Source organism: Tsukamurella tyrosinosolvens (assembly GCF_900104775.1).
Classification (GTDB): Bacteria; Actinomycetota; Actinomycetes; order Mycobacteriales; family Mycobacteriaceae; genus Tsukamurella; species Tsukamurella tyrosinosolvens.
On the sequence record NZ_FNSA01000003.1, the window covers coordinates 3,043,969 to 3,059,418 of the forward strand.

General features: G+C 72.5%; 14 protein-coding genes. 8 read left to right on the forward strand and 6 right to left on the reverse strand.

Translation table 11 applies throughout. From position 1 onward, the window contains the following. Positions 1-41 precede the first annotated feature (41 nt). Positions 42-1,073 (reverse strand): TRM11 family SAM-dependent methyltransferase, encoded by a 1,032-nt coding sequence (locus BLW32_RS17090; RefSeq protein ID WP_068739953.1) that lies wholly within the window; start codon positions 1,071-1,073, stop codon positions 42-44. Positions 1,074-1,447: 374 nt separating this feature from the next. Here BLW32_RS17090 and BLW32_RS17095 point away from each other — a divergent pair, with 374 nt between their 5' ends. Further along, positions 1,448-1,906, forward strand: a complete 459-nt coding sequence (locus tag BLW32_RS17095) for a ribonuclease FAU-1 family protein (RefSeq protein ID WP_082791203.1) — start codon at positions 1,448-1,450, stop codon at positions 1,904-1,906. 3 nt (positions 1,907-1,909) lie between these two features. Here the strand turns inward: BLW32_RS17095 and BLW32_RS17100 are convergent, their stop codons facing one another. Further along, the gene (locus BLW32_RS17100) at positions 1,910-2,668 is read right to left on the reverse strand and encodes a TetR/AcrR family transcriptional regulator (protein ID WP_068739957.1); all 759 of its coding nucleotides are present in this window, start codon (positions 2,666-2,668) and stop codon (positions 1,910-1,912) included. A 167-nt stretch (positions 2,669-2,835) separates the two neighbouring features. On the opposite strand from BLW32_RS17100, the gene BLW32_RS17105 reads away from it, so the two are divergent. Next, positions 2,836-4,449, forward strand: coding sequence for a DEAD/DEAH box helicase (locus BLW32_RS17105; RefSeq protein ID WP_139286233.1), 1,614 nt, complete (start codon positions 2,836-2,838; stop codon positions 4,447-4,449). Between the two features lies 1 nt (position 4,450). After that, positions 4,451-5,011, forward strand: coding sequence for an SWIM zinc finger family protein (locus BLW32_RS17110; RefSeq protein ID WP_068739815.1), 561 nt, complete (start codon positions 4,451-4,453; stop codon positions 5,009-5,011). Here BLW32_RS17110 and coaE read toward each other — a convergent pair. Continuing rightward, a complete protein-coding gene (gene coaE, locus BLW32_RS17115; protein WP_068739817.1) occupies positions 4,987-5,877 on the reverse strand; it encodes a dephospho-CoA kinase in 891 nt (296 codons plus the stop codon). The two genes, BLW32_RS17110 and coaE, sit on opposite strands and share 25 nt — an antisense overlap. Before the next feature lie 9 nt (positions 5,878-5,886). Continuing rightward, positions 5,887-7,149 carry a zinc metallochaperone AztD gene (gene aztD, locus BLW32_RS17120; RefSeq protein WP_068520521.1) on the reverse strand — a complete coding sequence of 421 codons (1,263 nt, stop codon included), beginning with the start codon at positions 7,147-7,149 and terminating at the stop codon, positions 5,887-5,889. Between the two features lie 93 nt (positions 7,150-7,242). Here aztD and BLW32_RS17125 point away from each other — a divergent pair, with 93 nt between their 5' ends. After that, positions 7,243-8,658, forward strand: a complete 1,416-nt coding sequence (locus BLW32_RS17125) for an FGGY family carbohydrate kinase (protein ID WP_068739819.1) — start codon at positions 7,243-7,245, stop codon at positions 8,656-8,658. Between the two features lie 13 nt (positions 8,659-8,671). On the opposite strand, the gene BLW32_RS17130 is transcribed toward BLW32_RS17125, so the two are convergent. Both BLW32_RS17130 and BLW32_RS17135 read right to left on the reverse strand, forming a co-directional pair. Then, entirely contained in the window at positions 8,672-10,156 is a 1,485-nt protein-coding gene (locus tag BLW32_RS17130) for a mannitol dehydrogenase family protein (protein WP_068739821.1), read from the reverse strand. Further along, complete coding sequence (locus BLW32_RS17135; protein ID WP_068739823.1) at positions 10,156-11,193, reverse strand: NAD(P)-dependent alcohol dehydrogenase; 1,038 nt, start codon at positions 11,191-11,193, stop codon at positions 10,156-10,158. Before BLW32_RS17135 ends, BLW32_RS17130 begins: the two co-directional genes overlap by 1 nt. A 99-nt stretch (positions 11,194-11,292) precedes the next feature. On the opposite strand from BLW32_RS17135, the gene BLW32_RS17140 reads away from it, so the two are divergent. The 4 genes from BLW32_RS17140 to BLW32_RS17155 are packed head-to-tail and all read left to right on the forward strand — an operon-like array spanning position 11,293 to position 15,441. Next, positions 11,293-12,276 carry a sugar-binding transcriptional regulator gene (locus BLW32_RS17140; RefSeq protein ID WP_139286234.1) on the forward strand — a complete coding sequence of 328 codons (984 nt, stop codon included), beginning with the start codon at positions 11,293-11,295 and terminating at the stop codon, positions 12,274-12,276. Then, positions 12,273-13,658 (forward strand): ABC transporter substrate-binding protein, encoded by a 1,386-nt coding sequence (locus tag BLW32_RS17145; protein WP_068739827.1) that lies wholly within the window; start codon positions 12,273-12,275, stop codon positions 13,656-13,658. Before BLW32_RS17140 ends, BLW32_RS17145 begins: the two co-directional genes overlap by 4 nt. Beyond that, positions 13,655-14,602 (forward strand): carbohydrate ABC transporter permease, encoded by a 948-nt coding sequence (locus BLW32_RS17150; protein WP_068739829.1) that lies wholly within the window; start codon positions 13,655-13,657, stop codon positions 14,600-14,602. The genes BLW32_RS17145 and BLW32_RS17150 overlap by 4 nt, the downstream gene beginning before the upstream one ends. Continuing rightward, entirely contained in the window at positions 14,602-15,441 is an 840-nt protein-coding gene (locus BLW32_RS17155) for a carbohydrate ABC transporter permease (protein WP_068739831.1), read from the forward strand. Before BLW32_RS17150 ends, BLW32_RS17155 begins: the two co-directional genes overlap by 1 nt. Positions 15,442-15,450: the final 9 nt, after the last annotated feature.

Below are 15,450 nucleotides of genomic sequence, written 5' to 3' on the forward strand. Positions count from 1 at the left end.
TAGGCCGACCCACCGACAAGTTTTCCGTGAGCGGCGGTCGCTCAGTCCCTACGCGCGACGACGACGTCCCGCGTGATCGCCCGGTCCACCCGGTGCCGCAGGTCGTCGTAGCCGGGACCGTCGAGCACCGTCAGGCCGGCGGACTCCAGAACCTCCGCGACCCGCGCCCGGGGCGCGACCCGGGTGTTCCACGCGAGCCCCATCGCGCCGCCGGTACGCAGGCGGGTCGCCCAGCCGGGGAGCGCGGCCTCCAGCAGTTCGAGCGGGTTGCGCACCAGGCCGCGCGGGCCACGGCTGCCGTGCTGCACGCCGTAGGGCAGATCGCCGACCACCACGTCGACGGTGCCCGGCTTGACCAGCTGCGAGGTCAGGAGGGTGTCCGCGGCGTAGCAGGTGAGCGTCTGCTTCTGCCCCGCCAGGTAGTCGGCCTTCTCCGCGGCGAACGCGGCCTCGTACTTCTTCGCGATCACCGACTTCTCGCGCCGGACCGGCGTGGTAGCGGCGGCGTGTTTGAAGCGATGGTCCTTGAGCCACGTGGTGAAGAACGAGCTGTAGAGCTCGATGTCCTTGGTGTCGATGTCGATCCCCACCGTGTCCAGGCCGTACATCACGGCCTGGCTCAGCGTGGTGCCGCGGCCGCACACCGGGTCGAGGACGCGTAGCGTCCCGTCGAGCACCCCGTCGGGCCGCACGGTCGACGCCGCGGTCACGTTGAGCACGAGCCGCGTGAACTGCTCATTCGTCTTGCCCTGGTACTTCAGGATGGTCAGCAGGTCGGACGGGTACTTCTCCGGCGACGGCACGGCGACGGGCCGCAGGAGCTCGCCGTCGGCTTCGAAGAGTGCGTAGAACGCGGACGCCAGACCGAGGAAGCCGAGGTCGCGCTCGGTCAGCGCGTCGGCCTCGAAGGCGAGGTACTCGACCCCCGCGACGGTCGCGGTCTCGACGGGACCGACCCGCCCGGCGAGCGCGCCGCGGCTGAGCACCGTCAGCTCGGCGCGCACCATCGACGCGGCGGCCTCGGCGTAGACGCGGTTGGCGGCGGGGGCTGGAAGAAGCAGGTAGCGGGGCACGGCGGGCATCGTATCGTGGGGACATGCAGGTGGAAGAAACGTTCGAGCTCACCGTCGACGGGGCGGCCGCGATCGGCGCGGTGGCCGGCGGCTGGATGGACCTGACGGTGCTCGACGCGGCGGAGGACGCGGTGCCCGCGCTGCTCTCCGCTGCGCGGGAGCGCGCGTCCGGCCTCGACGGGATCCTGGTCCGCACCCACGACGACGCGCTCGGCGCGCTGCTGCGCCGCCACGGCTTCCGCCCCTCCGGTGCCGTCGCCGGGCGGCCGCGCGGGAACACCGAGGTGACGCTGGTGCTGCGCCTCGCCTCCGACGCCGCGACCGACGACGGCGCCGTGCACCCGCCGAAGCGCGAGGTCTTCGACCCGCCGGCCATGACGAACACCGATCCCAAGGGCTTCGTCCGCGAGGTGGAGGAGTTCCGGGAGACGCCGTTCGGGCTGTACGTCTTCCGCCGCGCGGATCACCCGAAGTTCGATGCGATCGAATCCTGGCTGCTGCCCGCGTTCGACCTGCGCGCGACGATCTTCCACTTCACGCCCGGCCACGAGCGCGATCAGCGCGTGTACCTCGACGTCGCGCGGGTACGGCGCGACGGGAACCTCTGGCACACCGAGGACTGGTACCTCGACCTCGTCGAGCACCCGGGCCGCCCGATCGAGCTGATCGACGTCGACGAGCTGCTCGCCGCCGCCGCTGCCGACCTGCTCAGTGCGACCGTCGCCGAGCGGGCGCTGCAGGCGGCGGTCCGGGCCGTCGCGGGCACGGCGGCACACGGGCACAGCGTGGACGCGTGGCTGGCCGACGAGGGTGCGCCGATCACCTGGCGCTGAGCGCTACCCGCCCCGCAGGCCGGGGATCCGCGATTCCAGCCCGTCGAGCAGCACCTGCAGGCCCAGCTCGAATCCCGCGTCGGGGTCGCCTGGGCCGCTGTAGTGCTCGCCGACGACGGTGCCGACGCGCCCCGCGATCGGGTACTTCCCCGGCGGCATCAGAGTGGAAAGCTCCGGGCCGACGACCTCCCACCACTGCGCGTCGGTCATCGGTCGCGACGCCGCGCCGCGCGCCCCGGAGCTGCGGGCCGCACCCGCGGCGAAGCTCTCGAGCAGCACTATCAGCCAGTCGCGTTCGAGGTCGCTGATCGGCACGTCCTCCAGCAGCGCGAGCTGGGCCTCGTACTGCCCGATCTTCCCGGGCCCCAGCACATCGCGCCACGACGGCGCGTCGAGCAGCCACGTGTGCGCGAGGTACTCGTCGCGGCGAGCGCGGACCGCGGCGGCGAGGGAGTCGCGGAGAGTGTCCAGAGGCTCGACGAGGGGCTGCGCCGCCGCGACCGCGTCGACCATCAGCGCCACCAGAACGTCGCGGGTCGGCACGTACGTGTACACGCTCATCGGCCCGACGCCCAGGCGCCCGGCGAGCGCCCGCATGGTGACCGCAGGAAGTCCCTCCGCGTCGGCGAGCTCGATCGCGGACGCGACCACCTCGTCGACCGTGAGCCGCTGCTTGGGCCCCTTGCGCCCCCGGGCCTGCTCCCCCGCCTCCGACCGCCACAGCAGCCTGACCAGCTCGCGGCCCTCATCCTCGGGATTCATCGACATCTTTCTCCGTACTGTGTACACTGTTCGAGTACTCCGTACAACGTACTCTATTCGACTCCCGCGAAGGACGCGCCCTGAGCCTCGAAGCCACGTATCTCCCCGACCTCCATCAGTTCGCCCTCTGGTCCTCCAACCGGCTCGACGACCCCGCCCGCGCGACGGTGCTCCCGCTCGTCGTCCCGGTCGACGGTGCCCTCGCCGTCGCGGACGTGCGCTGCGACGTCGTCGACGTCACGGCGCTGCCCGGCGGCGCCCGCCCCTCGGCCTCGCTCGCCGCCTGGACGGCGCGGGGCCGGGGCGAGGAGGCGCCGCTGCCGATCGCGGCCCACGCCGAGCCGGACCCGACGGGCACGGCCGTCACCTCCGCCACCTACGCGACCACCGCCTTCGCCGACACCGCCGCGACGGCGGCGTCCCTCGACGGCACCCTCGACGCGAAACCGCGGCCCTACCAGGCCGCCGGCGTCGCGTGGCTGCTCCGGACACTGCACGACCACGGCGGCGCACTGCTCGCCGACGAGATGGGTCTCGGCAAGACCCTGCAGGCGATCGCGGCGCTCACGCGGCTCGGGCAGGGCCCGTTCCTCGTGGTCTGCCCCACGAGCCTCGCCACCAACTGGCGGCGGGAGATCGCGCGGTTCGCGCCGGCACTCCTCGACGAGGTCACCGTCGTCTCGTACGCCCGGCTCCGCCTCTCCGCGGCGGACCTCGCGGCGACGCGCTGGACGGCCGTCGTCTTCGACGAGGCGCACACCCTGAAGAACCCTCGGACCCAGGTCTCGCGCGCCGCACGGGAACTCGAGGCCGCCAATCGCATCGCCCTCACCGGTACCCCGATCGAGAACTCACTCGACGACCTGTGGGCGATCCTGCGGGTCGTCGCCCCGCGGATGTTTCCGGTCAAGGCGGTGTTCCGTCGCCGGTTCACCCGCGCCGTGGAGTCCGGGGACGACGGTGCCCTGCGGCGCCTGCGGGCCGCTGTCGCGCCGGTGATGCTGGCGCGCACCAAGGACCGCGCCGCCGGGGCGCTCCCGCCGAAGATCGACAACCCGGTGCTGTGCGACCTCAGCGATGAGCAGGCACGCCGCTACGACGCCTGCCTCGCCCGCGCCGCGGACGACGGCTTCGGCAGCGGGCTGGAGCGGCACGGCCGCCTGCTCGCGGTGCTCACCGGGCTCAAGCAGATCTGCAACCACCCCGGCCTGATCGACGGTGCCGCACCGTCGCCGGAACGGGGCAGGTCCGGCAAGCTCGACGTGGCGATGGAGATCCTCGAGGCGAACGTCGCGGCGCACCGTCCGACCCTCGTGTTCACGCAGTACCGCGAGACGGGCGAGATGCTGGCCGCGGCCGCCTCCGCGCTGGTCGACGAGCCCGTCCCGTTCTTCCACGGCGGGATGCCGGTCGCCGAGCGGTCCGCTATCGCCGACGCCTTCCAGGCGGGCACGGGCCCGGGGATCCTCGTGATGAGCCTCAAGGCCGGCGGCACGGGACTCACCCTCACCCGAGCGAGCGAAGTGCTGCACTACGACCGCTGGTGGAACCCCGCGGTGGAGGCACAGGCCACCGACCGGGCGCACCGCATCGGCCAGGACCGGCCGGTCACCGTCACCACGCTGACGACCGCGACCACCATCGAGGAGCACATCGACGAGATGCACCGTCGCAAGGCGCTTCTCGGGGTCCACGCCGACGACGGATCGATCGTGACCGAGCTGGCCGCGCTCGACGACGAGCGCCTGATGGACGTCCTGCGCCGGAACCGGGAGAACTGACATGGCCACGAACCCCTTCGGTTTCACCACCTGGGGCGCCGACCTCGTCCGCATCGCGGAGCCGATCTCGGCGAGCACCCCGAACACGCACGCGCCGCGGGCCCGGATGCTCGCCCGCAACGGCGGCGTCACCCTGCAGTTCGACGGCGGCCGGGTCACCGCGCTCGTGCACAGCGGTGCGAGTGCCTCCGTGGCGCATCTCGAATTCGCCCCGATGGCGCCGGCGGTCGCGTCGGCGCTCCGCGAGGAACTGGGGTCGCGCACCGAGCCCGACGACGCGGTCCACGCGGCGCTGATCGCCCGTGGGCTGCGCCCCGCACCGGTCCTGGACGACGCCGACTGCTCCTGCACCGCGCGCAGCACGATGTGCGTCCACGTCCTCGCCGCGGCGTACGCGCTGGCGACGCTCGTCGACCACGAACCCGTGACCGCGTTGACGATCCAGACCTATGGCGCGTCGACTCCCCCGGACGAGGCGGACGACGACCGGCCGGCCCCGCGGTGGACGCCGCTGGCCGCGCTGCGCGTGCGGGACTACTACGCGGTGTCCGCCCCGGCCTGACGCTCGACCCGCACCGTCGCCGCGCGCCCCGGGTCGGAGCTCGCGAACTCGCCGGGCTCGGTGGGCGCGAAGCCCGCGTCCGCGAGCCTGTCCGCGACCGCGTCGACCGTAACGCCGTCGGCGAGCACGACGGCGGCCTCGGCACCGTCGGCCGTGACCGAGGAGGCGTCGGCGCCGAGGGTGACCCACAGCCGCCCGACGAGCCGTTCGTCGTAGGCGGCGTCGGCCACGAGCGGGGCGCCGTCGGCCGGGCGGTGCGCGGCGACGTTCGCGGCGAACGGCGCGATGCGGTCCGCCCACAGCGCGCGGACGGCGGCGCGCGTCGCGTCCTCCGTGCCCGTGTTCTCGAGCCAGACGTCGGCGACGGCGCGCCGCTGTTCGTCGGTGGCCTGGGCGGCGATGCGGGCGCGGGCGTCGTCCTCGGCCATGCCGCGCGAGCCGACGAGCCGGCGGACCCGCTCCTCCGCGTCCACCCACACGATGATCACGAGGTGGAACATCGGCGCCACCTTGTTCTCCACGAGGAGCGGGATGTCCTGCACGATCACGGCGTCCGGCCCGGCCGCCTCGATCAGCTCCGCCGATCGGGCGCCGACGAGCGGGTGCGTGATCGCGTTGAGCTTCGCCCGGGACTCGTCGTCGGAGAAGGCGATCGCCGCGAGGGCGGGCCGGTTGAGGCTGCCGTCGTCGGCGAGGATGCCCTCGCCGAACGCCTCGACGAGGGCGGCGAGCCCCGGCGTCCCGGGCTCCACCACCTCGCGGGCGATCTTGTCGCCGTCCACGATCGCGGCGCCGAGGGCGGCGAGTTCCTTCGCCACCGTCGACTTGCCCGCGCCGATGCCGCCCGTGAGCCCGATCCGCAACATGCCCCCAGACTAGTGAGTGGTGCCGACCCCGGTGACGCCCGACACCTCGTCGGGGGTGTGCTCGAGCGACCCGCGCCGCAGTTCCTTGCCGGTGGGGACGTCGATCGCGACGATGGACTTGGCCGTGGGATCGGTGACGTAGGCGGTGGATCCCATCGTGAACACCGCGGGGCGCGGCTCCTGCCAGTTCGCGTCCTCGGTCCACGGCGCCGTGACCTTCACCTCGCGGATCGTGGTGCCGGTGTTCGGGTCGAGGACGCGGAGCACGCCGTCGGTGCCGAGCACCAGCGCCTCACCGAACTGCCCCCGCGCCAGTGAGCGGAAGCTGTAGGAGGCGGGCAGGTCGACGAGCTTGACCGCGCCGGTGCGGGTGTCGATGAGGCTGACCCGGGTGGGCCGCTCGGGCTTCGCGGCCTTGTCCACCTTGTAGTCGCCGAGGACGACGGCGTGCGCCTCGGTGGCGGCGACGTTGCCGGTGCGCGCGTAGCCGGGCGTGGGGGCCGCGGTCTTGACGATGTCGTTGCCGCGCACGATGAGCACACCGTCCTCGCAGCCGAAGAGCACCGCGCCGCCCTCGGCGGCACCCTCGCCGTGCACACCGGGGCACTGCTCGTTGCGGGCGATTTCCTTCCGGTCCTTGTCGAGGATCGCGACGCCGGTGCGGGTCTTCTCGTCGCCGAGGGTGATGAGCATCGACCCGTCCGCCCGCTCGACGGCGACGCCGTGGTGCGGCTTCGGCGCGGTGTAGGTCGCGCGGGGCGCGTTCGGGTCGCCGACCTTGTCCGAGGCGATCGACGTGACGGCACCGGTGCCGTCGGAGAAGAGCACCGTGCGGCCGTCGTGGCGGACCACGTGGCCGGGCTCGGGCGCCTGGATCGTGATGTCGGTGCGCCGGGGCGCCGCGGTGTAGAAGTGCTGGTGATCGCCGTGGGGCACGGACCAGGAACCGAGGTCGAGGAGGCGGAAGCCGTCGCCCTCCGAGAGGAAGGCGTGCCGGCCGTCGCCGGCGGGGTTCACCCGCAGGTACCCCTGCCCCGGGAAGTCCGCGACGCGCTCGAGAGTGCCGGCGTCGAGGATCTGTACGCCGCCCTCGTAGGTCACCGCGAGGCGCGGCGCCGCGCGGCGCTGTTCCGTCGCGCCGCCCGGAGCGTCGGCGTCGGAACCGGAGGCGGTCGTCGACGACGGTGCCGGATCCGGCTGGGAGGAGCCGCATCCGGCGGCCAACAGGGCGGCGGCAAGGAGGGGCGCGGCGAGGTGCAGGTGCTTGGGCATGACGACAGGTGTAATCGTTGATGAAAATCATTGTCAAAGATCACCATGGCGATACGTGCATGGACCGCCCGCCGGTCTGGGAGGATCGCGGCCATGCCCCTCGTCGCCGGAATCGATTCGTCCACCCAGTCGTGCAAGGTCGTGGTGTGCGACGCGGATTCGGGTGAGGTCGTGCGGTCCGGCTCCGCTCCGCACCCGCCGGGGACGGAGGTCGCGCCGGCCGCATGGCTCGACGCGTTCGCCGCGGCGGCGCGGGCCGCCGGCGGCCTCGACGACGTGGCCGCCGCCTCCGTGGGGGCGCAGCAGCACGGCATGGTGTGCCTGGACCGCACCGGCTCCGTGGTGCGGGACGCCCTGCTGTGGAACGACACCCGGTCGGCCGCCGCCGCGGAGCAGCTCATCGCGGACCTCGGCGGACCGGACCGGTGGGCCGACGCGGTGGGCGTCGTCCCGGTCGCCGCCGTCACCGCCGCGAAGCTGCGCTGGCTCGCCGACGCGGAACCCGCGCACGCCGACGCGGCGGCCGCGGTCTGCCTCCCGCACGACTGGCTGACGTGGCGGCTCGGCGGGGGCGGGCTCGACACCCTCGCGACGGATCGCTCGGACGCCTCCGGCACCGGCTACTTCAGCGCCGCGACCGGCGAGTACCGCACGGACCTCCTCGAACTCGCACTGCGCGGGCGCAGGCCCGCCCTCCCCCGCGTACTCGGCCCCGCGGAGTCGACGCCGGTGACCGTGGACGACGGCCCGCTCCGCCGCGGCACGCCGCTCGGCGCCGGCGCGGGCGACAACGCCGGTGCCGCACTCGGGCTCGACGCCCGGCCCGGGGACTGCATCGTCTCCCTCGGGACGTCGGGGGTGGTCAGCGCGGTCACGGCGACGGCGCCGCGGGATCCGTCCGGCGTCGTCGCGGGCTTCGCCGATGCGACGGGGCACCAGCTGCCGCTGGTCTGCACCCTCAACGGCGCCCCGGTCCTCGCGGCGACCGCACGGATGCTGGGGGCCGACCTCGCGGAGTTCGCGCGGCTGGCGCTGGCCGCCCCGGCCGGCGCGGAGGGCCTGGTCCTGGTCCCGTTCTTCGCCGGGGAGCGCTCGCCCAACCTGCCGAACGCCACCGGCTCCCTGCAGGGCGTGACCGGCACGAACCTCACCCGCGAGAACATCGCGCGCGCGGCCGTCGAGGGCCTGCTCTGCTCGCTGCAGTTCTGCCTGGACGCGATCGCCGAGCAGGGCACGGCGGTGGAGCGGATCCTGGTGGTGGGTGGCGGCGGCCGTTCCGGCGCGGTACGCGACATCGCGCCCGCGATCTTCGGCCGCGCTGTGGACTTCCCCGCGGACGGCGAGTACGTCGCCCGCGGCGCCGCGCGGCAGGCGGCGTGGGCCCTGCGGGGCGACGGCCCGGCGCCGGAGTGGGCGCGGCCGGTCGCCGAGTCCCGGGCGGCCGCCCCCACCCCGGAGGTCTACGCGCGCTACCTCGAGGCGGCCGCGCTGGTGCTCGACCGGCCCTGAGCGCCCGACCGGCTCAGCGCGCGAGGAGTTCCCGCAGGACGGCGCGGGCGCCGCTCTCACGCAACGCGGTCAGCGCGGCGAGGTAGGGGTCGGTGAACCCCGGACGATCCGCGAGATCACCGAAGAGGTCCGGCACCGCGACGAAGGCCAATGGCTCCGTACGCGAGTCGACGGCGCGCCGCGCGAGCGCGTCCGCCTCGCGGTCGCCCTGCACGATCGGGGCGCCGGCATCGTCGAAGCCCTCGCAGCCCCGGGTCCACGCGGCGACGACGGCGGCCGCGAGCGGCGCCGCGGCGCCGGCGTCGAGGCGCGAGACGATCACGGGCACGAGCCATTTCGGGATGCGGTCGGAGGCGTCCTGGCACAGCCGCGCCACCGTGTCCGCGATGGCGGGATTGGAGAACCGGTCGAGCAGGGTGTCGATGTAGTCGTCGAGATCGATGCCGGGGACGGGGCGCAGCGTGGGCCGCGCCTCCTCCTGCATGTACCGGCGGAGCAGTTCCCGCACATCCGGGTCGGCCGCGGCGTCGTGGACGTACTCGTAGCCCAGCAGGCGGGCGAAGTGCCCCAGCGCCTGGTGTCCGGCGTTGAGCAGGCGCAGCTTCATGAGCTCGTAGGGCGCGACGTCGTCGACCACCTGCACGCCGGCGTCCTCGAACCGCGGGCGGCCCGCGCCGAAGGCGTCCTCGAGCACCCATTGCGTATAGGGCTCCGCGACGACCGGCCAACGGTCGTCGATGCCCGTCCGCGCGGAGACCTCGGCCCGCAGCCCCGAGGGCGTCGCGGGCGTGATCCGGTCCACCATCGAATTGGGGAAGCGGACGTGCTCGGCGATCCAGTCCGCGAGTGCGGGGTCGGACAAGCGGGCGAACGCCGTGAAGGTGCGCTGCGCGACGTGGCCGTTGCCCTCGATGTTGTCGCACGACATGACGGTGAAGGCCGGGACGCCGCGGTCGCGCCGGCGGCGCAGCGCCTCGATGACGTAGCCGAAGACGGTGTGCGGCGCTGCGCCCGGCTCCAGATCGTGCCGCACGCCGGGGTCGTCGGCGTCGAAGTCACCGGTGGTCGCGGAGAAGTTGTAGCCGCCCTCGGTGATCGTGAGGGAGACGATGCGGGTCTCGGGCGCCGCGAGCCTGTCGATCACCGCCTCGGGATCGTCGGGGGCGTACAGGTAGTCGACGATCGCCCCGACGACGGAGGTCTCCACGGCACCGTCGGGATGCTTGAGGGTGAGCGTGTAGAGCCCGCCCTGCGGCACGAGCGCGTCGCGCATCGCGGCGTCGGCGGGCCGCAGCCCGACGCCGCAGATGCCCCAGCCCGCGGCATCGGGACCGGCGCTGAGCAGCCGCTCGACGTAGACGGCCTGGTGTGCGCGGTGGAAGCCGCCGACGCCGAAATGGACGATGCCGGGGCGCACTGCGGCGCGGTCGTAGGCGGGCACGGACGCGCCCGCGATCGCGGGCAGGGCGGCCGGGGTCAGGTCGATCGGTGCGGTCATCACAGCTCCTCGATGTGCGGTTCGGTGCCGGCGCGGCCGGGATGGACGACGGCCTTGATACTGCCCGGTGCGCGGTCGGCGTTGAGCGCGTCCTCGGCGCGGTCGAGCGGGAAGCGCCCGGTGACCATGCCGTCGAGGTCGACACGGCCGTCGGCCGCGAGCGCGATGGCCGTCGGCCAGGTGTTCGCGTAGCGGAACACGCCGGTGAGCACGAGCTCCCTCGCCTGGATCAGCGAGACGGGGAGCTCCAGATCGTCGGCGCCCATGCCGACCAGCACGATCCGTCCGCCCGGGCGGACGGCGGGGATGCCCGCGCGGATCGCGGGCGTCGCGCCGGACGCGTCGACGAAGGCGTCGAACCCGTCCCCCACGGCGGGCGCGTCCACCCCCGGGGCGGCGGTGCGCGTGGCGCCGAATCGCTCCGCCGCCGTGCGCCGCACGGGATCGGGGTCGGTCACCACGATCCGCGTGAGCCCCGAGGCTCGCGCGACCTGCGCGCAGAGCAGGCCGATCGGCCCCGCGCCGGCGATGAGCACCGAGCCTCCGAGGCCGACGGCGGCCTTCCGCATGGCGGCGATCCCCACGGAGAGCGGCTCGAACAGCGCCGCCGCCTCGTCGGACACCGAGTCCGGGACCGCATGCGCGAACGCCGATCCGATGGTCACGTATTCGGCCAGCGCTCCGTCGACCGGCGGGGTGGCGTAGAACCGCATGGCCGGGCAGAGGTTGTACTCGCCGCGGAGCGTCTCCGGGCTGTGCGGGTCGGGGCGCTGCGGCTCGATGGAGACGCGCTCCCCGATCCGCTCGGCGGGGACGCCCTCGCCGACCGCCACGATCCGCCCGGACGCCTCGTGCCCGAGCACGATCGGGTCGGTCACCACGAACTCGCCGATCCGTCCGTGGCGCAGGTAGTGGGTATCGGAGCCGCACACGCCGACGGCCGCGACCTCGACCAGCACGTCGCCGGGGTCGGGTGCCGGGACGGGCCTCGATTCGACGGCCATCCGTCCCCCGGGGTGCAGCACGCTGGCGCGCATTTCCTTCGAAACTGTTGCCTGGGTCACACCACCGATGTTAGCGTAGTGAGCAGAATCACCGCTAGTGAGCATTTGCTCACGCTATCGACGGAGCATCGCGTGACATCACCGCAGCGCACTCCCGGGGAACCCGGCCACGATCTGCGCCTGCTGGTGCGCGCGGCCACCATGTACCACCTCGAGGGCCTCACCCAGGCGCAGATCGCGGAGCGGCTGGGGGTCTCGCGGCCCACGGCCGGACGCCTCGTCGCCCGGGCCCGTGCGCAGGGACTGGTCACCGTCACCGTCGCGGCCCCCGCGCACCTCGCGGACTCCATCCACCCCGATCTCGAGCGCGACCTGGAGGCCGCCTTCGGTCTCACCGAGGCGCTGATCATCGCCGAGGACGCCGACGGGACGCCCTCGGGCGACGCCGCCCTGGGCCGCGCCGGTGCCTCCCTGCTCGCCCGCCGCCTCCAGCCGACGGACACCTTCGGCTTCACCTGGGGACCCGAGCAGGTGGCGGTCGCGGACGCGCTGAGCGGCGGTGCCGCCTGCGCCCGGGTGGTGCAGATGGACGGCTCGATGACCTCCGTCGAGTACCACACCGGTGTCGACCACGCCCTCGGCCGCTTCTCCGAGCGCCTCGGCGCCCGCCCGGTCCGCCTCGTGGCGCCACTGTTCGCCGATCCCGACACGGTGCGGGCCCTGGAGCGCGACTCCATCGTCTCCCAGGCGCTGGCGGCCGCGCGTTCCGCGGAGGTGATGCTCTTCGGCGTCGGCTCCGTCTCCACCTCGACCACGCTCTTCGAGGGCGCGTACATCGACACCGAGGTCCTCGGCGAACTGCAGGAGCTCGGGGCCGTCGGCGAGATCGGCGGGCGCTTCTACGGGCTCGACGGTGCGCCCGTCGCGTCGTCGCTCGTCGAGCGCACCGTCTCGGTACCGCTGGAGGACATCCGGCGCTGCCCCACAGCGATTCTCACCTCCGGCGGCGAGCACCGCCGGGAATCGATCCTGGGCGCCCTGCGGGGCGGCTTCGCGACCGCCCTGGTCACGGACCGCCCCACCGCGCAGTGGCTGCTCGCCGAACAGAAGGGATGACCGTGATCCGCAGATCCGCACGACGCCGCGCCGCGGCCGCCGGTGGCCTCGCCGCCGTGACGGCACTGCTCGCAGGCTGCTCCGGAGCGGGTGTCTTCACCGATGGGGGCGATTCCGCCGTCACCGTCGCCATGGTGTCGAACTCGCAGATGACGGACGCGGTGGGCCTTGCCCCCGAGTTCGAACGCGCCAACCCCGGCGTGAAGCTCAAGTTCATCACGCTCTCGGAGAACGAGGCGCGAGCCAAGATCACCGCCTCGGTCTCCACCGGCGGCGGCGAGTTCGACGTGGTGATGATCAGTAACTACGAGACCCGGATGTGGGCGCAGAACGGCTGGCTCACCGACCTGTCCACGCTGATGGACCGCGACCCGTCGTACGACCCGGGCGACTTCATCCCCACCCTGCGCGAAGCACTCTCGTACCAGAACCGGATGTACTCCGTCCCCTTCTACGGCGAGTCCTCGTTCCTCATGTACAACAAGCAGATGTTCGCGCAGGCGGGCATCACGCTGCCGGCCGAACCCACCTGGCCCGAGGTCGCCGACGCGGCGCGCAAGCTGCACTCGCGCGACGTGGCGGGGATCTGCCTGCGCGGCAAGCCCGGCTGGGGCGAGGTGCTCGCACCGCTGAACACGGTGATCAACGCCTACGGCGGCCGCTGGTTCGACGAGCAGTGGAACCCGCAGTTCGATTCGCCGCAGATGCGCGACGCGGTGACGTTCTACGTCGACACCGTCCGGAACTACGGTGAGGCCGGCGCCGCTTCCACCGGTTTCCAGGAATGCGGAAACCTGTTGGCGCAGGGCCAGGCCGCCATGTGGTACGACTCCACGGCGGCCGTCTCCTCGCTGGAGAGCCCCGAGACCTCGAAGATCGCCGGGCAGGTCGGGTACCTCCCCGCGCCGAAGATGGCCAAGTCCGGCAACGGCTGGCTCTACACCTGGTCGCTCGGCATCCCGGCGAAGAGCACGCGGGCCGGCGACGCGTGGAAGTTCGTCTCCTGGATGACGAGCAAGCAGTACATCGCGGGCGTCGCCGACAAGCTGGGGCCGAGCCGGGTCCCTCCGGGCAGCCGCCTCTCGACGTACGAGTTGCCCGCCTACAAGGAGTTGTCCTCGACGTTCGCCAAGCAGACCCTCGACTCGATGCTGGCCGCCGACCAGTCGCGGCCGACGCTGGACCCCGTGCCCTACACCGGCATCCAGTTCCTCGCCATCCCCGAGTTCCAGGACCTCGGCACCCGGGTCAGCCAGCAGATCAGCGCCGCGATCGCGGGACAGATCTCCGTCGACGACGCCCTGGCCCAGTCGCAGAAGTACGCCGAAGTCGTCGGGAAGAGCTATCGCGACAGCCAGGACCGGACGGGAGCAGCACGATGACCACCACCAGCACGCCGACCGCAGCGCGGCCGGCGACGACCCTGCGCTCCAAGCGCGACCGGATCACCCGCGCGGAGGCGTGGCGCCGGCGCGGGCCGCTGCTGCCCGCGCTGATCTTCATGGTGATCGTCACCCAGATCCCGTTCCTGGTGACGCTCTACTACTCCACCCAGTCGTGGAACCTCGTGCGGCCCGGATCGCGGAAGTTCAACTGGCTCAACAACTACGTCGAGGTCTTCCGGGACACCCAGTTCTGGACGGTCACGCTCAACACCGTGCTGCTCATCGTCGGCACCGTCGTTCTGTCGGTGATCCTCGGCCTGATCCTGGCGCTCCTGCTGGATCGGAAGTTCCTGGGCCGCGGCGTCGTTCGCACGCTGCTCATCACCCCGTTCCTGGTCACCCCCGTCGCCGCCGCGCTGCTGTGGAAGACGAGCCTGCTCTCCCCCACCAACGGCCTGCTCGCGTGGGTGCTCAGTCCGCTCGGCATCCACGTCGACTGGCTCAGCGAGTACCCGCTCGCCTCCGTCGTCGCCGAACTCGTCTGGCAGTGGACCCCGTTCATGATGTTGCTCATCCTCGCGGGCCTGCAGTCGATGCCCCGGGACGTGCAGGAGGCCGCGCGGGTCGACGGTGCCACCAGCGTGCGCCTGTTCCGCGAGCTGACACTGCCGCACCTGCGGCGCTTCATCGAACTCGGCGCGGTCCTGGGCGCGATCTACCTGGTCAACACCTTCGACGCGGTCTACATGATGACCTCGGGCGGGCCGGGCGTCGCCAGCTCCAACCTGCCGTTCTACATCTATCAGCGTGCCTTCCTCGGCTTCGACATCGGCCAGGCCGCGGCCATGGGCGTCGTCACCGTGATCGGCACGATCGTCGTCTCGACGCTCGCGATCCGCCTGATCTTCAAGAGCTTCGGCGCCGGAGAGGAAGCAGCCTGATGTCCACGACCATCGTTCCCCGCCGTCGGCGGGACCCCAAGGGTGGCGCGCTGACCGCGCTCACCTGGATCATCGCCATCGGCTTCTTCTTCCCCGTGCTGTGGATGGTGCTGACCGCGTTCAAGCAGGAGAGCGACGCGGCGACGCGTCCGCCCACCGTGTTCTTCATGCCCACCCTGGACCAGTTCAAGGCCGTCTTCGACTCCGGCATCGGCGTCCCGCTGCTCAACTCGGTCTTCGCGACGGTCATCTCGACGACCCTCGTACTGGTGCTCGGCGTGCCCGCGGCGTTCGCCCTGTCACTGCGGCCGGTCCGCAAGACGCAGGACGCGCTGTTCTTCTTCATCAGCACCAAGATGCTGCCGATCGTGGCGGCGATCATCCCTCTGTACGTCATCGTCGGCCGGATCGGGATGCTCGACAACATCTGGACGCTGGTCATCCTCTACACCGCGATGAACCTGCCCATCGCCGTGTGGATGATGCGGTCCTTCTTCCTCGAGGTACCGAGCGAACTGCTCGAGGCCGCCGGGATGGACGGCGCCGGCCTGTGGACCTCGGTGCGCGAGGTGATCCTCCCGATCATCTCCCCCGGCATCGCCGCCACCGCCCTGATCTGCGTGATCTTCTCGTGGAACGAGTTCTTCTTCGCGGTGAACCTCACCGCGGTCAACGCCCAGACCATGCCGGTGGCCCTCACCGGATTCATGTCCGGGCAGGGCCTGTTCTGGGCCAAGCTCTCCGCCGCCTCCGTGCTGGCCGCCCTCCCCGTGGTCATCTGCGGGTGGATCGCCCAGAACAAGCTGGTCCGCGGCCTGTCCTTCGGCGCCATCAAGTAGCCGCACCCA